The 19,442-nt window shown below is 29.8% G+C and carries 18 protein-coding genes and 1 pseudogene; 5 read left to right on the top strand and 14 right to left on the bottom strand.

Translation table 11 applies throughout. The features are described from left to right. The first annotated feature begins 61 nt into the window (after nt 1-61). Nucleotides 62-1,051 (top strand): GTPase ObgE, encoded by a 990-nt coding sequence (obgE, locus tag WG945_RS14370; RefSeq protein ID WP_068451240.1) that lies wholly within the window; start codon nt 62-64, stop codon nt 1,049-1,051. A 221-nt stretch (nt 1,052-1,272) separates the two neighbouring features. On the opposite strand, the gene WG945_RS14365 is transcribed toward obgE, so the two are convergent. The 14 genes and pseudogenes from WG945_RS14365 to WG945_RS14300 all read right to left on the bottom strand — a co-directional run bounded on the left by WG945_RS14365 (nt 1,273) and on the right by WG945_RS14300 (nt 13,181). Beyond that, the gene (locus tag WG945_RS14365; protein ID WP_068451237.1) at nt 1,273-2,646 is read right to left on the bottom strand and encodes a DUF4302 domain-containing protein; all 1,374 of its coding nucleotides are present in this window, start codon (nt 2,644-2,646) and stop codon (nt 1,273-1,275) included. Between the two features lie 10 nt (nt 2,647-2,656). Then, complete coding sequence (locus tag WG945_RS14360) at nt 2,657-3,592, bottom strand: substrate import-associated zinc metallohydrolase lipoprotein (RefSeq protein WP_231874686.1); 936 nt, start codon at nt 3,590-3,592, stop codon at nt 2,657-2,659. A gap of 43 nt (nt 3,593-3,635) precedes the next feature. Then, complete coding sequence (locus WG945_RS14355) at nt 3,636-4,169, bottom strand: RagB/SusD family nutrient uptake outer membrane protein (protein ID WP_394364778.1); 534 nt, start codon at nt 4,167-4,169, stop codon at nt 3,636-3,638. Between the two features lie 118 nt (nt 4,170-4,287). Then, nucleotides 4,288-4,437, bottom strand: coding sequence for a hypothetical protein (locus WG945_RS14350; RefSeq protein WP_157603699.1), 150 nt, complete (start codon nt 4,435-4,437; stop codon nt 4,288-4,290). Nucleotides 4,438-4,448: 11 nt separating this feature from the next. Beyond that, nucleotides 4,449-4,991: a hypothetical protein gene (locus WG945_RS14345; protein ID WP_231874685.1), complete on the bottom strand. Its 543-nt coding sequence runs from the start codon at nt 4,989-4,991 to the stop codon at nt 4,449-4,451. Between the two features lie 143 nt (nt 4,992-5,134). Next, nucleotides 5,135-7,528, bottom strand: a complete 2,394-nt coding sequence (locus tag WG945_RS14340) for a SusC/RagA family TonB-linked outer membrane protein (protein WP_340866692.1) — start codon at nt 7,526-7,528, stop codon at nt 5,135-5,137. Continuing rightward, complete coding sequence (locus tag WG945_RS14335) at nt 7,452-8,036, bottom strand: carboxypeptidase-like regulatory domain-containing protein (RefSeq protein ID WP_231874683.1); 585 nt, start codon at nt 8,034-8,036, stop codon at nt 7,452-7,454. The genes WG945_RS14340 and WG945_RS14335 overlap by 77 nt, the downstream gene beginning before the upstream one ends. Nucleotides 8,037-8,185: 149 nt before the next feature. Next, nucleotides 8,186-8,917 carry a FecR family protein gene (locus WG945_RS14330; protein WP_082864278.1) on the bottom strand — a complete coding sequence of 244 codons (732 nt, stop codon included), beginning with the start codon at nt 8,915-8,917 and terminating at the stop codon, nt 8,186-8,188. After that, nucleotides 8,868-9,326 (bottom strand): hypothetical protein, encoded by a 459-nt coding sequence (locus tag WG945_RS14325; protein ID WP_068451226.1) that lies wholly within the window; start codon nt 9,324-9,326, stop codon nt 8,868-8,870. The genes WG945_RS14330 and WG945_RS14325 overlap by 50 nt, the downstream gene beginning before the upstream one ends. A 118-nt stretch (nt 9,327-9,444) precedes the next feature. Further along, nucleotides 9,445-9,870, bottom strand: a pseudogene (locus tag WG945_RS14320) (sigma-70 family RNA polymerase sigma factor); the annotation flags it as partial. A 12-nt stretch (nt 9,871-9,882) separates the two neighbouring features. Further along, nucleotides 9,883-10,026: a hypothetical protein gene (locus WG945_RS14315; RefSeq protein WP_157603698.1), complete on the bottom strand. Its 144-nt coding sequence runs from the start codon at nt 10,024-10,026 to the stop codon at nt 9,883-9,885. 335 nt (nt 10,027-10,361) lie between these two features. Then, complete coding sequence (locus tag WG945_RS14310; RefSeq protein ID WP_068451220.1) at nt 10,362-10,838, bottom strand: hypothetical protein; 477 nt, start codon at nt 10,836-10,838, stop codon at nt 10,362-10,364. A 187-nt stretch (nt 10,839-11,025) separates the two neighbouring features. Beyond that, nucleotides 11,026-12,576: a M56 family metallopeptidase gene (locus WG945_RS14305; protein WP_068451216.1), complete on the bottom strand. Its 1,551-nt coding sequence runs from the start codon at nt 12,574-12,576 to the stop codon at nt 11,026-11,028. A 239-nt stretch (nt 12,577-12,815) separates the two neighbouring features. Then, nucleotides 12,816-13,181 carry a BlaI/MecI/CopY family transcriptional regulator gene (locus WG945_RS14300; RefSeq protein WP_068451213.1) on the bottom strand — a complete coding sequence of 122 codons (366 nt, stop codon included), beginning with the start codon at nt 13,179-13,181 and terminating at the stop codon, nt 12,816-12,818. Nucleotides 13,182-13,348: 167 nt separating this feature from the next. Between WG945_RS14300 and WG945_RS14295 the strand changes: the two genes are divergently transcribed. The 4 genes from WG945_RS14295 to pulA all read left to right on the top strand — a co-directional run bounded on the left by WG945_RS14295 (nt 13,349) and on the right by pulA (nt 19,409). Continuing rightward, nucleotides 13,349-13,849, top strand: coding sequence for a DUF456 domain-containing protein (locus tag WG945_RS14295; RefSeq protein ID WP_068451211.1), 501 nt, complete (start codon nt 13,349-13,351; stop codon nt 13,847-13,849). Between the two features lie 729 nt (nt 13,850-14,578). Beyond that, the gene (gene lysS / locus WG945_RS14290; RefSeq protein ID WP_068451208.1) at nt 14,579-16,273 is read left to right on the top strand and encodes a lysine--tRNA ligase; all 1,695 of its coding nucleotides are present in this window, start codon (nt 14,579-14,581) and stop codon (nt 16,271-16,273) included. Between the two features lie 177 nt (nt 16,274-16,450). Beyond that, a complete protein-coding gene (locus WG945_RS14285; protein WP_068451205.1) occupies nt 16,451-17,368 on the top strand; it encodes a glutaminase in 918 nt (305 codons plus the stop codon). A gap of 61 nt (nt 17,369-17,429) precedes the next feature. Beyond that, entirely contained in the window at nt 17,430-19,409 is a 1,980-nt protein-coding gene (gene pulA / locus WG945_RS14280; RefSeq protein WP_157603697.1) for a type I pullulanase, read from the top strand. The last annotated feature ends 33 nt before the right edge of the window (nt 19,410-19,442 follow it).

Here is a 19,442-nt window from a genome sequence, read left to right as displayed (position 1 = left end):
TTAAACGAATATTACATAGAGCAATTAAACACTTAAACATTTACACGATTAAACAACAATTATGACTGAAGGAAATTTTGTCGATTACATAAAAATATACGCTTCTTCTGGTAAAGGAGGACAAGGTTCTATGCACTTACATAGAGAAAAGTATATTACCAAAGGTGGGCCTGACGGTGGAGATGGTGGACGTGGAGGACACATTATTTTACGAGGTGATAAAAATATGTGGACGTTGTTTCACCTAAAATTTAAACGTCACTTTAGAGCAGAAAGTGGTGGTGGCGGAAGTGCTAGTAGAAGTTCTGGTGCAGATGCAGATGATATTTATATTGATGTACCATTAGGTACCATCATTAAAGATGCAGATACAGATGAAGTAATTGTAGAAATTACAGAACATCAAAAAGAAGTAATTTTATTACGTGGAGGAAAAGGAGGATTAGGAAACTGGAACTTTAAATCTTCTACCAATCAAACACCAAGATATGCTCAACCAGGTATGGACGGTTTTGATGGTTGGTTTAGAATGGAATTAAAATTACTAGCAGATGTTGGTTTAGTTGGTTTCCCTAATGCAGGAAAATCTACTTTATTATCCGTATTAACGTCTGCAAAACCAAAAATTGCAGATTATGCTTTTACTACTTTAAAACCTAACTTAGGTATTGTAGAACATAGAAACCATCAAACATTTGTAATTGCAGATATTCCTGGAATTATAGAAGGTGCAGCAGAAGGAAAAGGTTTAGGACATCGTTTTTTACGTCATATAGAACGTAATTCCGCGTTATTATTCTTAGTTCCTGCAGATAGTGATGACATTAACAAAGAATATGAAATTCTTTTAAATGAGCTTAAAAAACACAACCCAGAGTTGTTAGATAAAGACCGTTTACTAGCCATTTCTAAAACAGATATGTTAGATGATGAGTTACAAGCAGAAATAGAAGCAGATTTACCAGAAGGTGTAGAAGCTATATTTATTTCTTCAGTTGCTCAAAAAGGCCTGCAAGAATTAAAAGACAAACTTTGGAAAATGTTGAATTAAACAGTTTACTTTTTAAAAAGGTTCTAAGTTTAGAGTTTCAATAAAATATTAAAGGTTCTAATTATTGCGAAAGCAAAAGTTAGAACCTTTTTTTATATCTTATAATAAAAACAACCAATAGGCACAAAAACAAGATGAACCTTTTTAATTAGAAAAAGGTTCATCTTTAGTAAAAATGATAAGTTTTAAAACTTAAAGTTATTGGGGGAATATATTTTTTTTTAAAAATCATACCATTGCGCAAGCATTGTAGTATCATCAACAGGAATTATACCTAAGGTATTTTGATTTGCATTAAAATCAACCATTTTTTGTACATAGAAACCACTATCTCTAAACAAAAAATCTAATAGCGGTAATATACCTGCTCTTCTTGTTGTATTAACGGGTACCGTTTCTGTTAATTTATAAATTTTATTACCAGTAGCATTTTCTGTAACAGTATACGTAAATTTAAAATTTAAACTAAATGAACGTCCACTAGATAAATATCTTACTTGAACAAAAGAATTATCTACAGTTTCTAAATTATATAAATAGACTCTAGTAACAGTTCTACCACTTTGAGTAGCTGTAAAATGTGCTTCCCATTCTTTATAAAAGTTTATAAAATTTTCACTAGATAAATCTGAATTAGGTAAATTAGTTCTATACAATCTCATATTATTATTACCTCTAGACTCGTTTCCAAAATCATAAAATGGTAATAGAAAACTTAGTTCATCAGCATAACTTAAAGTAATTTTAACACCATCAACTTCAGCAACAAACTCATCATCATCTAAATTGTAAATAAACTCTTCTAAGACTACATTTTCTATTTCTATTGCAGGACTAACAACAAAACCAGTAGGTTTTGGTGCAATACCAAAGCTAAGGTCTGTTTTTACAGCATCTTTACTTATTGCTGTAACTGTTGCAAACCTTCTAGCTTCATTAAAAGAAAAACCATATAAAGTTGTTTTACCTCCACTTTCTAAAGTAATATTTCTAAAAACAGATTTTAATGGATTTTTTGGAATGTTAGTTTCTAACATTGTCTTATTTAGACTTGTTAAACTAGTCCAATCTTCTTTAGACGCTTTAGAAAAACGAATGATAATATCACGATCTCTATTAGACTTAAAAAGAATATCATCTCCTTCTGTTTTAAAGTATAAAAACTCAAAACTACCTTTATAACCTTGTCCTCTTAAATCATCATCTGGAAAATTATTTGAATCTGATAACTGATGAATTACGTTTTTTGTTGTAAAAGTAAGTTTAACAGTAGAGCCTAAAGTAATATCATACAAACTCGTAGCGCTAACATCTGGCGTTCCAAAATCTGAATCCATAATTACTTCTGAATCACTAATAAAATCGAATAAAAAAGTAAAACCTCCTAGTTCTGAATCATCCGTAAAATAAGTTGTTTTCCATCCGTTTTCAGAACCTTGAAGAGCTGTTTTTAATTCTGCAATACTCTTTTCTATTCTAACTGTTGGTGTGTCTTCAAATAAAAGTTCAGGATCATTGTTTTCATCACAGCTACTTAATACAAAAAGACAAAGCGCTACAATTAATTGACACGTATTTATTTTTATTTTTTTCATGTTCTTAGTATTATTTAATTGCTTCTAAAATATTATCGGTAGCTAATTTTTGTAATTCATATAAATCTATATTAAAAGATTTCTTAAAATATTCTGCAACAATTGCTTCTTTGGCTTTTATCAACGCTACAGCATTATCTGCTTGTGGAGTTGCTGTAATTGTTGCTCCTTGGGTTGCAGCATCTATTTCTGCTTGTGTAGCATCAGAATCTAAATTAGACAAGGCAGTAGAAACTGCATTACTTATAATTTTAGCTTTAATATTATCTATAATTTCTTGGTAATCTTCTGCGTTATTGGTAAGAATTGTTTCTACCATTTCTGCAAAATCTTCACCTTCATTAAGTCTCGCATAATCCGTTATAAAACCAAGACTGTTTGCAATATCAAATCGTTCTTCTTCATTGGCAGGATTAAACCATTGTGCAGTATAACCACTAGGGGTTATTTGCTTAAAAGCTTCTTCATCGTAACGAACTTGTTGATTTAAAATGTGCGTATATTCATGCTGAATTGTTTGAATAAACCTTGTTACTTGGCTTTTATTCTTAACATCTACTAAATCGGTTTCAAATAACACAATGTTCTTTCCTCCTTCTGCAAAACCTAAAGTTCTTGTTCCGCTTGGATTTAAATTTGTACCACCAACCAAAACCATTTCTCTTGGTGCAATTATTTTTACAAAATCTTCTCCACCTAACTCTGTGTAGGTATCAATCCAAACTTTTTTAACCACTTGCATAATAGGCACTACTTTTTCTAAAGTTGGTGGAAATAAATATCTATCTAAATCTACTCTACCTTCGTCCCATTGATAGTTTACATCAATATTATATGGAATTGTAATATGGTCTCTTAACCACTCATCGGTAGTATTTAAACTTGGTGTTTCTGTATTTAAGTTACTGTCTGTTAACTTATCTTCATCTAGATTACAAGCAGAAATAATTCCGAAAATTAAAACTGCTACATATATATCTTTTTCATAATTATCTAGGATTAGGTGTTAGTCCGAAGTTTATTGCAGATTCTGGAACTTGTAATTGTCTTCTTAAATCATCTTTAGGCAATTCTACATCTATATCATCTTTTCTATAATATCTTTTAATAGCAATGTTAAACCTTCTTACATCAAACCATCTTACCCCTTCGTGATAAAATTCTTTTTGTCTGAATTTTAAAATCGCATTGATAAAAGAAATTTGTTTATCATCTTTAAAAGTGTAAAAAGGAGTTAATTCACCTGGAGTTACAGGAAACATATTAAGTACCATGTCTTCTGTTAAAATATCTGTACCGCTATTATAACCTTCTGTTTTCTTTGATAAAAAAACATTTAAATCGTTTAAACAGTTAGCATAATCTTCTTGCATCGCATAAGCTTCTGCCCTATTTAAAAGAGCTTCATCATTACCAAATAACACCAAACCAGTATACCCTCTACCGGTTCCTGCAGATTGATTTGTTACTTTAAAATACTCATCGAACTTAGGATTGTTAAAACCTTCACTAGAACCAAAAATATCATAGGCCCAACCTTTACCAAATGGATTGTCTGCCTGAAAAATTGCATCAGAATTTATATTTGATAATCCATAATTAGTTCTCCAAAAATTTCTACCCCACCATGATGATGTAGAGCTAATAAGTAACTAAAGCGCTTATTTTTTCTGGAGAATCTATTTCTGCTCTATTATCTGGTAATTCAGATAAATAATCATCACAACTAATTAATAAGAATAAAGATATAATTGTGGTTATTTTTAAAATATTTTTCTGTAGTTTTTTCATTGTAATATATTTTATAGTCCAATATTTAAAGACATTGTAAATTGTCTAGTTATAGGTAAAGCAACACCACCTGTGCCATAAAATTCTGGGTCTTGCCCATTTAATCTATCATCCGAATACAATAAAAACAAGTTGGTTCCTTGTAATTTAAGTTTTAGATGAGAAAGGCTTAATTTATCTAATACATCTTTATTAAAACTGTACCCTAAAAAGATGCTTTTCATTCTTAAAAAATCTCCATTAACTACTCTTGCATCAGAAAAATTATAAACGTTGTAGGCTCTAGACAAATCGCTACTGTTATAAATATTATTATCTCTAACATCTATAACTTTAGGAATATTGGTAATATTTTCATCTCCAGGTAAAACCCATCTATTAATACTACTTTTTGTAAATACATTTGTACCAGAATAAAAGTTATCTAATGCAGGGTTTAGCCTTACAACATTACCACCAGAACCAGTGATTAACATATTTAAATCCCAATTTTTATATTTAAATGAATTAGAAAAACCACCAGCAACATTTGGTAATACAGAACCGTTGTACACTAAATAATCTGTAATATTAGAACTGTCTTGAAAATCTACATCTGTAACTGGGTTGTCTCCTTCTGGTAAAATAAATGTTGGTATACCGTCTGAATTTAATCCATCAAACTGAAAAGAGAATAAAGAATTGTTTGGATATCCTTCTAATTTTCCTCCTTGTAAACCAAAACATCAATTACTCTTGGTTTGTTCTGTAATTTTGTTATTTCTTGATCGAAAAAAGAGAAGTTTAAAGAAGTGGTCCAACTAAAATTATCTGTTTTTACATTGGTTGATGTTAAAGCAAACTCGATTCCTTTTTGAGTTGTATCAGAATTATTTCCTGTTTTAAAAAATTCTCCTCCAATACCAGAAGTTCTCACAAAGTCTATATTATCAAAAATATCTCTTTGATACACATCTGCCGTAAATTGAATTCTATTATTAAATAATCCTAAATCTACTCCAATGTTTAATTCGTGTTGTTTCTCCCAAGTTAATTCAGAGTTTTCTAAATCTTGAATATCTAAATATGTTTCTCTTTCAGATGGCGTTAATCTATCTGTAATTTCACTTCTAAAAATTGCCAAAGAGTTGGTAGCAGGACCTGATGAAGCACTTAAACCATAAGATGCTCTAAATTGTAGGTTATTAATGGTTTTTGATTTTTGTATAAAATCTTCTTCACTTGCATTCCATTTTGCACTTACAGTACCTGTAGGCAACCATCTAGATTTAGAACTTCTACCTTGTCTATTAGAACCATCATACCTTCCTGTTAAAGAAAAAACATACTTATCATTATATGTATACGTAGTTCTACCAAAGAAGGCAACCGTTCTTTCTCTTTCTCTACCCAACCCAAAATAGTTTCCACCTTCTGCAACTACTTTTTCTAATAATCTAGCATCTGTAAATGGTACAAAACCGTTTTCATATTGTAAACCATAACCTGTAAAATTCTCGTTATTTCTATCTACATATCTTAATTCTTGACCTAATAAAGCATTAAAATTATGCTTTTGATTAAAATATTTCTTTAACTGAAAACTGTTTCTAACATAATAAGAAGTTAAACTGTTATCGAATTTACGATACAAACCACCTTCTGGAAAAACAGAAACAGGAATCGCATCTGGATTATTTGGGTCTGTGTATAAAAAGATATTTGCATTTGCTATTACAGTGGTTTCGTCTGCATTATAAGCTCTAACAACATTAGAGTTTTCTCTAATTTGATGCTCTCTAACACTATTTACATATCTTGCAGAAGCATTTAAATCGTACGTAATATTGTCTGAAATTTTATAAGAAGCATCTAATTGAAAACGAATATCTTTTACATCTAAATCTAATGTATTGTTTTCTAATTCTTCTAAAATATTAAAATCAGCCCAATTATTGGTGTAGTATTCTAAATTACCATCATTATCTCTTGGTCTTAACGCTCTAGAAGTATTTAATGCGTAACTAAACGGATTGATATCAAAATCTCTACTAAACTGACCGTCTACAACATTGGCTTCTCTATTAAAAGAACCTGGTGCTTTTTGTTTTCTAACAGATGCAACTGTAGCAATTGAAATATTAAACTTATCTGAAAAGTAAAATGTATTCTTTAAGTTCGTTGTAATTCTAGATACTTTATCTGCAACAGACCAACCCGGATCATGTAAAAAACCAATAGATGCATAAAAAGAATTGTTCTCTCCACCACCTGTAAAGTTAAGCGTGTGGTTTTGCATTAAAGATTGTCTAAACAATTTTTTAAACCAATTGGTATTTGCCAACTCGTAATCCTTTAAAAAAGCACTTCTACCTTCTGGAGTATTTTGTACTCCAAAACCTCCATTAGAATAGCTGTTAATTTTCTTTTCTAAAATACCATAAACTCCAGAAAATCTAGAATTACCAACACCTGGTAGTCTTAAATAACCTTGACTTCTTAAACCTTCTAAAATACCAATGGTTTCTTTAGAATCTAAAATATCATATTGAGAATAAGATGGTATATCTCTTACCGTTTGCTCTAACGTGTAACTTACTTTTAAAGGGCTCTCTCTTTTACCACTTTTAGTCGTTATAACTACAACTCCGTTTCTTGCTCTTGCACCATAAATAGAAGTGGCAGAAGCATCTTTTAAAATATCTATTTTTTCTATATCTGTAGCATTAACACCCGCTATAGAAGAACTAATTAAAGTAGACGCATCTCCAGAAGTTAAAGCATCTAAATCTTGCTCTACAATATCTTCTTGCACCACACCATCTATAACGTACAATGGATTATTGTTACCAAATACAGAAGAAGAACCTCTAATAGTTATCTGTGGCGCAGCACCAAAAGTTCCGGTAATGTTTTGTACAATAACTCCGGCTACTTTACCTTCTAACATTCTACTTACATCATTAATACCATCAATTTTTAAATCTGCTGCTTTAATGGTTGTTGCTGCTCCAGTAAAACTTTTCTTGTTAATTTTATCGTAACCTGTTGTGATTACAATTCCTGCTAAGTTTTCTGATGATTCTTGTAAGACTACCTTTATAACAAACAAACAAACTACCAACTACTACTTCTTTAGACTCGAAACCTAATGATTGAAAAACCAATATATCTCCTTTAGAAGCTGGTATAGAAAATTCTCCATTAAAATCTGTAGCAACACCAATACCTGTTGCTTTTATACGAACAGAAGCCCCCACAATAGGCATGTTTTTATCATCAACTAAAACACCTGAAACCTTTTGCTGAACAGATTTCTTTTTTAATGAAATTGAACCATCTTTATTAAATTGATAAACAACATTACTTGCTTGTAAGCTTTTATCTAAAAGATCTTTTACAATGATAATCCCCTTGTGTAAGCTAACTTTTGGAAGTTTTTTGAAAATACTATTTTCGTAAACAAATGTATAATCTGTTTGCATTTTAATCAAATTAAAAACTTCTTCTACAGATATGGTTTTATCTGTGTCTATTTTAATTTTAGCGTTTTGTGACACTCCTTCACTTGGTACAAATGCAAATGAGATGGCACAGAATAAGTATATGAACGTTTTCATAATAGTTGTTAATAGCTTTTTTCGCAACAGAAAAAAGTCTCCAGTAAATTTAATTTCCATAAATTTGTTAAGTGTTTAATTATTAATAAGCATGAACCTAAGGAATTGTGGTTTTAATATTGTGAGAGATGGACAAACCACATTCCTTTTTATTTTCTAAATTTAATTTTTCTATTATTTACTTCATAAGTAATATCTGTTGTATTTATAATTGCATCTAAGACAGATTTTACGTCTTGCTTTTTACTCAAAACTCCATTAAATCTTAAATCTTTAATTTTTTCATCTTCAAAAGAGATGTCAACATCATAACATCTAGAAAGTATTTTTGTGATTTCTAATAAAGAAGTATTGTCAAAACTAAAATACCCCTTTACCCAAGAAATTTTTTCTTTTGCATTTACCTCTTTCTTTTGCATTTCTAATGTTAAAGCATTTAAAATGGTCTCTTCATTAGGTTTTAAATACATTTTAACTTTTTCGTTATTTTCAACCATAACTTTACCTTCTAATAAGGTTGTTGTTATTAGATGATCTTCTAGATATGCTTTTACATTAAAATGAGTTCCTAAAACAGATATATTCTGTAAAGTGTTTAAAACAATAAAACCATCTCCAGAATTCTTTTTACTTGATGAAACTTCAAAATAAGCTTCTCCATAAACTAGTTCTACAGTTCTTGGTTTTCCCTTTATAAAACTTACTGGATACTTAAGCTTAGATTCTGAATTTAACCACACTTTAGTTCCATCTGCCAAGGTTAAAGAGAATTCTCCTCCTTTTTTTGTTGTTAGATAGTTATAAATAATTTTTGGTTGCGTAGTAACTTCTTTAATCTCTTTTTGTATTGTTTTTTTTATATGCAATACTTTTATCTTCACTTTTAAAAAGAGCGTTTTCTATTTTATGATCTTTAGAGAGAAGTATTTCTTCACCATCTTCTAAAGTTAGTATTGCTTTATTACTATAACCTGTATCGGTAATTATTTCTGAAGTGTTTACTTTTTTATTTATAGGATTAAATAAATAAGATATTGAAAACAATAATGCAATTGAAGCTGCTGCTGCATAATATTTCCAAGTAGTTTTTTTGCTGATTTTAGCCTTACCTTTTATTGCTGTCCAATTCTTTTCTTTGTCAAAAAGATATTTTTCAGAATTCTTGTTTTCTTTTACATTTTTAAAATACGCTCTATGTTTTTCAGATTCCGAATACCATTTATCAAACACTATCTTTTCCTCTTCGGAAAGCGTATTGTTTATTTTTTTTATTATTAAGAAAAATTCCATTTTAAGAATGTCTTTTTTAAGTGTAATTATAATTTGTAATTAAATACTATACACTAAAGACAACGTAAAACTAAAAAAGGGTGACAAAAAAAATCAATAAATTTTAAAAAAATTCAAATTAAACCAACATCAAGGTAAAAACATTGATAAATATTAACCAAAAAAGCAAAATTACTAAAGAATCATTAATCCTAATTTTAGCTCTTTTCAACTGTGTTTTAACAGTATTTAAAGAAATATTTAGTTCTTCTGCAATTTCATTATACTTGTAATCTTCTATAAATTTTAATTTAAAAATTTTTTGCATTTTTAAAGGCATCTCATCAACAATGGCTAAAACCTTTAAATAAAGAGTATTGTTATCTTCTGTAAAATTAGGTAATTCTACACGGTCTATTAAAGATCTACTATATTCTATATAATCTTGGTTATCTGTAATTTTTACAGATTTTAAATGATTCAAACATCTATTTTTAACCATCACAAATAAGTAGGCTTTTAATGATGTTTTAATTTCCATCTTTTCTGAGTGTTCCCAGATATAAACAAATACTTCTTAAACAATATCTTCACTAACTAAAAAATCTGATACATATCTATTTGCAGAAACCACTAAATCTTGAAAAAATAAATCATAACATTTTTTAAAAGCAACGGTATCTTTCTTTTTTATTTGCGCTATTAAAAGATGGTTATTCATAAAAAATATAATAATTAGCTTTTTTATAAAAATACTTTTGTCCTTTAAAACGAGCAAGTATTCTTATTTAAAAAGACAAAGAAGCTTAAAAGTATTTTTGCTTGCGGTAAATATAAAACATTAAATATAAATTAATTTAATGTTACTATAATTCTCATTTTTCAAGGTGATTATTACGAAACCGTTACATTTAATGCATCAAAATAACTTAAAAAATAAATTATATACAGAAAAAAAAGCATATCTATAAAAAACATTAACGTTAAAACAGCCTTATTATACTCTTTATCAAAAAATGAAAAAAGTTAAAGAATAGATTGTAGATTCTATATTTTTTATTCTTTTAATTGAATTCTAATAGGCAATCGATATTTTGTAGTAACCGGAATTCCTCGCTTGTTTGCAGGATAGATTTTTGGAAGATTTTCTACACTCACTTTTAATAAACTATCTAATTCTGGTAATTCCTTTTTAAGGTTTACTGAAGCCTGAATAGTATCTAAGCTAAAAATTCCTTCAGAATTAATAATTACATCCACGTACACCATTTCATTAATAGAATCTTTAACAGCAAATGAATGTTGTTGCAACTCCGCTCCTACTTTCTGGTGAATGGTTGTTCGAAAGCAATCCATTTTTTCTTGTTTATCAATAATAGCATCACAAGTTTTAAAAGAAGGAAAAGTATCTACAGAAGAAAAATCTACAATAGTATCTAAATCTGATGTGTTTTTATCCTTTGGAGGGCAAAATAAATCACACGAAGTGATAAAAACCAACATTATTAAAAAAGATAAAACCCTTAAAAACATACTTTTATTTAGAGTGTGAATTTACTAAATTTTGTTGACTTGTACTTTAAACTTTTTAAGCCTTAAAAAAAAGCCAATTTTGGGTATAAAAACAACTTATATTTAAAAATGAAAAAGCCGAAGCTTACACCTCGACTTTAACTATTTCAAATAATTATACACTTAATTTCTCCTTTTCATAGATGTATTAATTTACTATTATTGAAATCGGAATTGAATATTTTACACCAACTTTTTTACCATCATGTTCACCAGGAATCATTTTAGGCAACGTATTCATTACCGCAATAACTTCTTCCTTAAGATCTTTATGCGGTGCTCTTGCATTTACATCTACTACATTTCCTTCTTTGTCAATTTTAAAACCTATAAAAATCCTTTTCTTCCCTGCTTCTAAACCCAATTGATTTGGTAAATCTGCATTAAAGTTTCTAGAAAAATGCTTCTGAACTTCTTTAGAAAAACATTTCTTATCTCCAGATTCACAACCTGGAAAAGTTGGTACTTTATCTATAACCATAAATGAAACATCTTCTGTTTCTACAAATTCAGCATTACTATCTTTTTTCATCTTAGAATAATCAACAATTGATGCCATTGTTTTTCTTCCATTTTTCTTTTTATAAATCTTAATATCAAACATTGAAGAATACTTCTCATTTTTTAAAGAATTAATTCTATTCATAATTTCATCATATTCCTCTCTTTCTTCAACAGTTAGATCACTCAAACTAACTTCTACTCCTTCAGGAATTCCAGATCCAAAATAAGAATCTAAATAAGTTTCATTTTTACCCTTAGTAGCAGTTACACCATCCTTCAATTCAAAGTATCTAGTTTGCAACTCTTTTTTTGCAACAACATCTTCTTTTACTTCATTTTCTGCACAAGAAGTGTAAAATAACATACTCGCCAATAGCGGAATTAAAACTAAATACTTTAATTGATTCATTTTTTTTGATTGTGTCTTTTTCATCATAATAATTCTTTTTTTAATTAAGGTTTTTTTATAAAATTGGTTCACAAAGGCAATGTTTTCAACTTGAAAAAAGTTGGATAATAAGTTATTGATATACATTTCTTTTGTTTCAGACTTTGCAGCTACTTCGTCAGAAATATACTCGTGAATGAGTGTTATTCTCTTTTGATACATAAAAATCATTGGGTTAAACCACATCATAATTTTTAAAAATTCGAAGAACAATAAATCTAAAGAGTGCTTTTGATTACTGTGCACCAATTCGTGTGCTATAATTTGTGCTTGTTGAGATTCTGGAATTTCTTTTCCTAAAAAAATAAAGTTAAAAAAAGAAAATGCTTTCGTTTGATTCGGTATTAAAACTAACGTATGATTCGCTTTTTTTTCAACTTCGCTTCTTCTAATTAGGTTTGTTATTTTAAACAGTTTTATTAAAAAAAGTATCAAAAAAAGACTGAATCCAAACCAAAATAAAAGCTGTACATAATTTATAGATTCATACAAACTCGTTTCTTGAATAACATCCTGAATTACTTTTTCTGGTGATAAAACAATTTCTGGTAAATAGATAATAAACTCTTTTGGAACCGCTTTTTGAAACGTAGGAATTTTAATAAACGGTAAAATGAAAGATACAATTGGTGTACTAATTAAATACCATCTGTTTTTAGTAAAAAAGGTTTCTTTACTTAGAAAGAAATCATAAATAGCCAAAAACAATACTTGAAATAATATGACTTGTAGAATATAATTGATCATAGTTTTTTTTTATTTTTTTATTATCACACTGTCATTTCGAAATGAGTCTTTTTAGACGATTGAGAAATCTCATATTGAAAAAACTACTTCTATATAGGAAAGAGATTCCTCTTCTTTAGCTGCGCTAGATACTTTCAATTAAAAAAGTATTTTAATTTCAGTAGCATTCGGAATAACATCTACACTTTAATAATAATTAAAACTGAAAACTGAGACTGCCAACTGCAACTGAAAACTGTTTACTCCTTCCCTTTATTCACTTCCTTTAAAATAGATTCTAGTTCGGCAACATCCATTTTATTTTCTTTCACAAAAAAGGACACCAAACTTTTAAAAGAACCATCAAAATAACCATTCATTAATTTGTGTAAACTCTGGTTGCTATACGTTTCTTTTTCAATTATCGGAAAATATAAAAACCCTCTTCCAACGGGTTTATGATCCACAAACTCCTTCGTTTCTAAAATTCTAACAATGGTAGAAACGGTATTGTATGCAGGTTTTGGTTCTGGTAATTTATCTATTATTTCTTTTACAGAAGCTTCTTGTAAATCCCATAAGATTTGCATAATCTGCTCTTCTGCTTTTGTTAATTGTTTGCTCATAATTATAACTAATTTTTTAGTTCAACAATGCAAATATAACTAAATATTTAGTTTAAACTAATTTTTTAGTTAATAATATTTGTAACATAACTTTAGTATAATCGTCTTATAATTAGAAAATTGTAGATGTCTATTGACTTTAAACCTTTATAATTATTAAAATTTTTATGGATATATTTTTATTACTATTAGGATTCCTTTTCGTCTGCTTAGGCATTATTGGCGCTTTTTTGCCCATTTTACCAGGACCTTTAACAAGTTGGTTGGGTTTACTTTTATTACATTTCACTAAAATAATTCCGATGGATTGGACTTTTTTAGGAATTACTTTAGCAGTAGCGATTCTAATTTGGATTCTCGATTACTTTATACCTGGCATGGGTACAAAACGTTTTGGCGGCACAAAATATGGAGTTTACGGTACTACAATTGGTTTATTTATCGGTTTGTTCACCCCTATTCCATTCGGAATGTTAATTGGTGCTTTCTTGGGTGCTTTTATAGGGGAATTACTTTATGATAGCAAAGACACAAACCGAGCTTTAAAAGCTTCTTTTGGAGCGTTTCTTGGTTTTTTAGCTTCTGCAACTATTAAGTTTTCTATTGCAGCCATCTATTTTGTGTTATTTATAATTCAGTTTTGGGAATTTAAAGGAAGCTTTTTTTAAATACTATTTTTTATTCTCAACAAATCATGAGAAGCGTCATTACGAGTAAGAACGACGAAGTAATCTGTTTATTAAAACTTACGTTTTCTATATTTAGAGATTGCTTCATTCTTAGCAATGACGAGACAATTACTTATCTATTATTACATATAATTAAAAGATTGATATAAGTCTGCAAACAACTCTAGCCCAGATTAACTACAATTTAATATTTTTTGGAATCGTTAAATGCTTCGCATTATAAGTGGCTTCCTTTTTATGCCTTTTTTAAAATTGTCATTGCGAGGCACGAAGCAATCTGCTAATCAAAAAGAGATTACCACAGTTTACAAAAAAGTAAACTTTATAATGAGAGCATAAAAGGTATAGCCTTTCTACTTCGCTAAAGATAAATTCCAAGCTGGAAATAGCTACTAAAAGACACAGCGTTTAAAAGAGAAATTGGCACATTATACAAAAACAAACGTGATTTCTGTTCACAAAAAGGCATAAAAAAAAGCGTCCCGTTTCAGGGAAGCTTTCCATTGGTTAACAAAACCACGACGCTTTTACTAAAGCGCCAAAACAACACAACTAATGCTGCCCTAACAAAAAGCAGCCGACAAATATACGATGTTTTTTAATATTCTCAAATAAAGAAGTTGTTTTTTATTTTATTCTCAATTGTCTATTAATTCATTTGATTGTATCTTTGCATTCTTAAATAAACATTAGAAAACTAAACAGCAAATGCAATTATCAGAACAAGAAGTTGTACGTAGAGAAAAGCTCGTAAAATTACGCGCTTTAGGCATCAATCCTTATCCTGCAGATTTATATCCAATAGATTCAAATTCGGCAAAGATAAAGCAAGATTATGCTGAAGGAAAAAAGGTAATTATTGCTGGTAGACTAATGTCTATTAACATACAAGGAAAAGCTTCTTTTGCACAACTGCAAGATGGAGAAGGTAGAATACAAGTGTATTTTAACCGTGATGAAATTTGTACTGGTGAGGATAAAACATTGTATAATGATGTTTTTAAAAAATTACTAGATTTAGGAGATTTCGTTGGTATAGAAGGTGAATTGTTTACCACTAAAGTGGGAGAAAAAACAGTGCGTGTTAAAAACTTTACATTGTTAAGCAAGTCTTTAAAACCATTGCCTTTACCAAAAGTAAAAGACGGTGTTACTTATGATGCTTTTACAGATCCTGAATTACGTTACAGACAACGTTATGCAGATTTAGTAGTAAACCCACACGTAAAAGAGGTGTTTATAAAAAGAACAAAATTGTTTAACGCAATGCGTTCTTTCTTTAATGATGCTGGTTATTTTGAAGTTGAAACTCCGGTTTTACAACCAATTCCTGGAGGTGCAGCAGCAAGACCTTTTATAACGCATCATAACTCATTAGACATTCCACTATATATGAGAATTGCTAATGAATTGTATCTTAAAAGACTAATTGTTGGTGGTTTTGATGGTGTTTATGAATTCTCTAAAAACTTTAGAAATGAAGGAATGGACAGAACTCATAACCCAGAATTTACAGCCATGGAAATCTATGTGTCTTACAAAGATTACAATTGGATGATGGATTTTGCAGAGCAACTTCTAGAGCATTGTGCAATTGCTGTAAACGGAACTTCGGAAGCTACTTTTGGTGAACACAAAATAGACTTTAAAGCTCCATACGCAAGAGTAACAATGGCAGATTCTATTAAAAATTTTACTGGTTTTGATATTACTGGTAAAACAGAAGCTGAAATTAGAGAAGCTGCAAAAGGCATGAATATTCCTGTGGATGAAACTATGGGGAAAGGAAAGTTAATTGATGAAATTTTTGGTGAAAAATGTGAAGGAAACTACATTCAGCCAACTTTTATTACTGATTATCCTAAAGAAATGTCTCCGCTTTGTAAAGAGCACAGAGACAACCCTGAATTAACAGAGCGTTTTGAGTTAATGGTTTGTGGTAAAGAAATTGCAAATGCCTATTCTGAATTAAATGACCCAATTGACCAGCGTGAGCGTTTTGAACACCAGCTTAAATTGGCGCAGAAAGGTGATGATGAGGCAACTGAATTTATTGATGAAGATTTCTTAAGAGCTTTAGAATACGGAATGCCACCAACGTCTGGAATGGGAATTGGAATGGACCGTTTAATTATGTTCTTAACAAACAACCAATCTATACAAGAAGTTTTATTCTTTCCTCAAATGAGACCAGAGAAAAAAGCAGCTGCAGTAGAATTGAATGATGATGAAAAAGCTGTTTTGGCAATTGTTACCAAAGCAGAAAAAATAGATTTAAACGACTTAAAAGTAAAGTCTGGTTTGTCTAACAAGAAATGGGATAAAACCATTAAAGGTTTAACAAAACATAAAGTTGCAAAGGTTACTAAAACAGACGAAGGTTTGTTTGTTGAGCTTGTGTAACAATATTATTACGAATTGTCATTCCGAAATGAGCTTTTTTAAGCGATTGAGGAATCTCATAAAAATATTAAAAAAAGGAATTACAGCAATGTAGTTCCTTTTTTTTGATTTCTTTTTTATGTTGTTTCTTACCTAATTTTAGAATAGGTTTGTGATGACTAAGAACATCAATAAAAAATGGAGAAGTATCAAAAAATAATTGAGGACGTTTATTTAGAAGTAAAAAACATGCCTCAAAGTGGTAAAGTAGCCAATTACATTCCTGAATTGGCCTTTGTAGATCCTGAAAATTTTGGTATAAATATTACAACTATTGATAAAGAATCTTTTGGTGTTGGCGATTTTGATAAAAAGTTTTCGGTACAAAGTATTACTAAAATTCTTTCATTAACCTTAGCCTATAAATTTGAAGGTGTAAAAATATGGGACCGAGTAGATGTAGAACCTTCTGGAAACCCGTTTAATTCTTTATTGCAATTAGAAGCAGATTTAGGCAAGCCAAGAAACCCTTTTATCAATGCTGGTGCAATTGTAATTTGCGATGTATTGGTAAGCCACCTTAAAAATCCAAAAGAAGACTTCTTAGACTTCTGTAAAGAAATTTCTAACATTCCAACTTTACAATACAACGAAAAAGTAGCACAATCTGAAAAAGCTTCTGGATATAGAAATGTGGCGCTTTGTAATTTTATAAAATCTTTTGGAAACATTAAAAACGATGTAGATGTAGTCTTAGATTTTTACTTTTACATGTGTTCTTTAGAAATGACTTGTAAAGAACTTTCAAAAATATTTTTATTTCTAACGATTGATAATTTTACAACACAAAAAGGAGAAAGAGTAATTACAGAAAGTCAAACAAAAAGAATTAATGCCATTATGCTTACTTGCGGTTTTTATGATGAATCTGGCGAGTTTGCTTTTCGTGTTGGATTACCCGGTAAAAGTGGTGTTGGAGGCGGAATTGTTGCCATTCTCCCAGATAAATACTGCATTGCTGTTTGGAGTCCGAAGTTAAACGTTAAAGGGAATTCTTATAAAGGAATGTTGTTTTTAGAAAAATTTACTTCAAAAACTACTTCTTCTATTTTTTAGAAAATAGACAAATAACAGCGCAATAAAAACTCAAAATATATTCAAGAATTACATTGGATATGTGAATAAAAAAGAAGAACTTTCTTGTACTTTCAATAAGGATGAGATGGAACAGAATAAACACAATTTTTCTTCTTTTGAAGAATACCCAACAACAGATAAAAGCCTTTGGTTAGACTACTCTAAAGAAAAAACTACTTTTAAAATATGGTCTCCTACCGCCACCGCTGTAAAATTAAATTTCTATAAAACAGGAAATGACTCTGAAGTCTTTGCTACTTTTAATTTAGTACCTGAAGAAAATGGACTTTGGCTAAAAACAATTGAAGGAGATTTAGACGGAACCTATTATACGTATCAAACCTTTATTAATGAAAATTGGTTGTCAGAAACCCCAGGTATTTATGCAAAAGCTGTAGGCGTAAATGGAGAAAGAGCTATGGTTTTAAATATGGATGCCATTAATCCTAAAAATTGGGAACAAGATACATATGTGCAATTAAAATCACCTAATTCGGCTATTATTTACGAATTGCATATTCGCAATATTACCATTCAAACAGAGGCGAACTCTTCGTATCCTGGTAAATATTTAGGTTTGATAGAAAAAGGCGTTAAAAGCACACTTAATGTAGCTACAGCAATCGACCATATTAAAGAATTAGGAATCACACATGTTCACCTATTGCCAACATTCGATCAATATTCTATTGATGAAACTCATTTAGAGGTGCCACAATTTAATTGGGGATACGACCCTCAAAATTACAATGTTCCAGAAGGCTCTTTTTCTACAGATCCTTTTAAAGCAGAAGTAAGAATTCCGGAATTTAAAAAAATGATACAAGCATTTCATAATGCGGGAATTGGTGTTATTCTAGATGTTGTGTACAACCACACTGGAGTTATAGAAAACTCAAATTTTAATTTAGAAACTCCCAAGTATTATTATCGTTTTAACAACGATGGTAGTTATTCTAACGCATCGGGTTGTGGGAATGAAACGTCATCAGAAAGAAAAATGACACAAAAATTTATTTTGGAATCTGTTAAATATTGGACCGAAGAATATCATTTAGATGGTTTTCGTTTCGATTTAATGGCCATTCATGATGTTGAAACAATGAACCTAATTGCCGATGAAATTACCAAAATAAACCCAAGTGCACTTATTTATGGAGAAGGTTGGACAGGTGGAGACTCACCGTTACCAGAACAGAAAAGGGCTTTAAAAAAACACATTCCACAAATGCCCAAAATTGCCGCTTTTTCTGATGAAATTAGAGATGCCATAAAAGGAAGCACCTTTGATGATAGAAGTACTGGCTTTGTTAGTGGTGCTAAATTTAAAGAAGAATCTCTAAAATGTGGAATTGTTGGAGTTATACAACACCCTCAAGTAAATTACATGTATATAAATCATACAGATTTTCCTTGGGCACTGCAACCTTGGCAAGCTATCAATTACGTTTCTTGTCACGACAATTACACCTTATTCGATAAATTAAAAATATCTAGACCAGATGCATCTTTAAAGGATATAAAAGCAATGCATAAATTGGCAACTGCTATTGTTACAACCTCACAAGGAACTCCCTTTTTACATGAAGGTTCAGAAATAATGAGTACCAAAAAAGGAGATCATAATTCTTATAAATCACCAGATAAAATAAATGAAATAGATTGGAATTTAAAAGTGAAAAATAGCGACGTTTTAGCTTATTATAAAAACCTTATCAAATTAAGAAAAAAACATCCTGCATTTCGCATGACAACGGCTAAAGAAGTGCAAGAAAACTTAGAGTTTAAAAAAATAGATCATAGCCTCGTTTCTTATCAACTTAAAAATAATGCCAATAAGGATTCTTGGTCTAAAATACTAGTTATTTTTAATAGCCAAAATAAAATTATAAATTACCAATTAGACCAAACTTATAGAGTTGCTGTTATAAACGATTCTTTTGATTTTGAAGGAAAGCAAGAAGTTAAAGGCAATGTATCTGTACCAGGAATTTCTATGATGATTTTGTTTGAAGAATAAATATTTTGTTTTAATTTGGCTTTATTCTTTCAT

It is taken from the genome of Polaribacter atrinae (genome assembly GCF_038023995.1).
In the GTDB taxonomy this organism is placed as follows: Bacteria; Bacteroidota; Bacteroidia; order Flavobacteriales; family Flavobacteriaceae; genus Polaribacter; species Polaribacter atrinae.
Note: the sequence above shows the minus strand (reverse complement) of the source record. Positions and strands in the feature narration are given on the sequence as shown.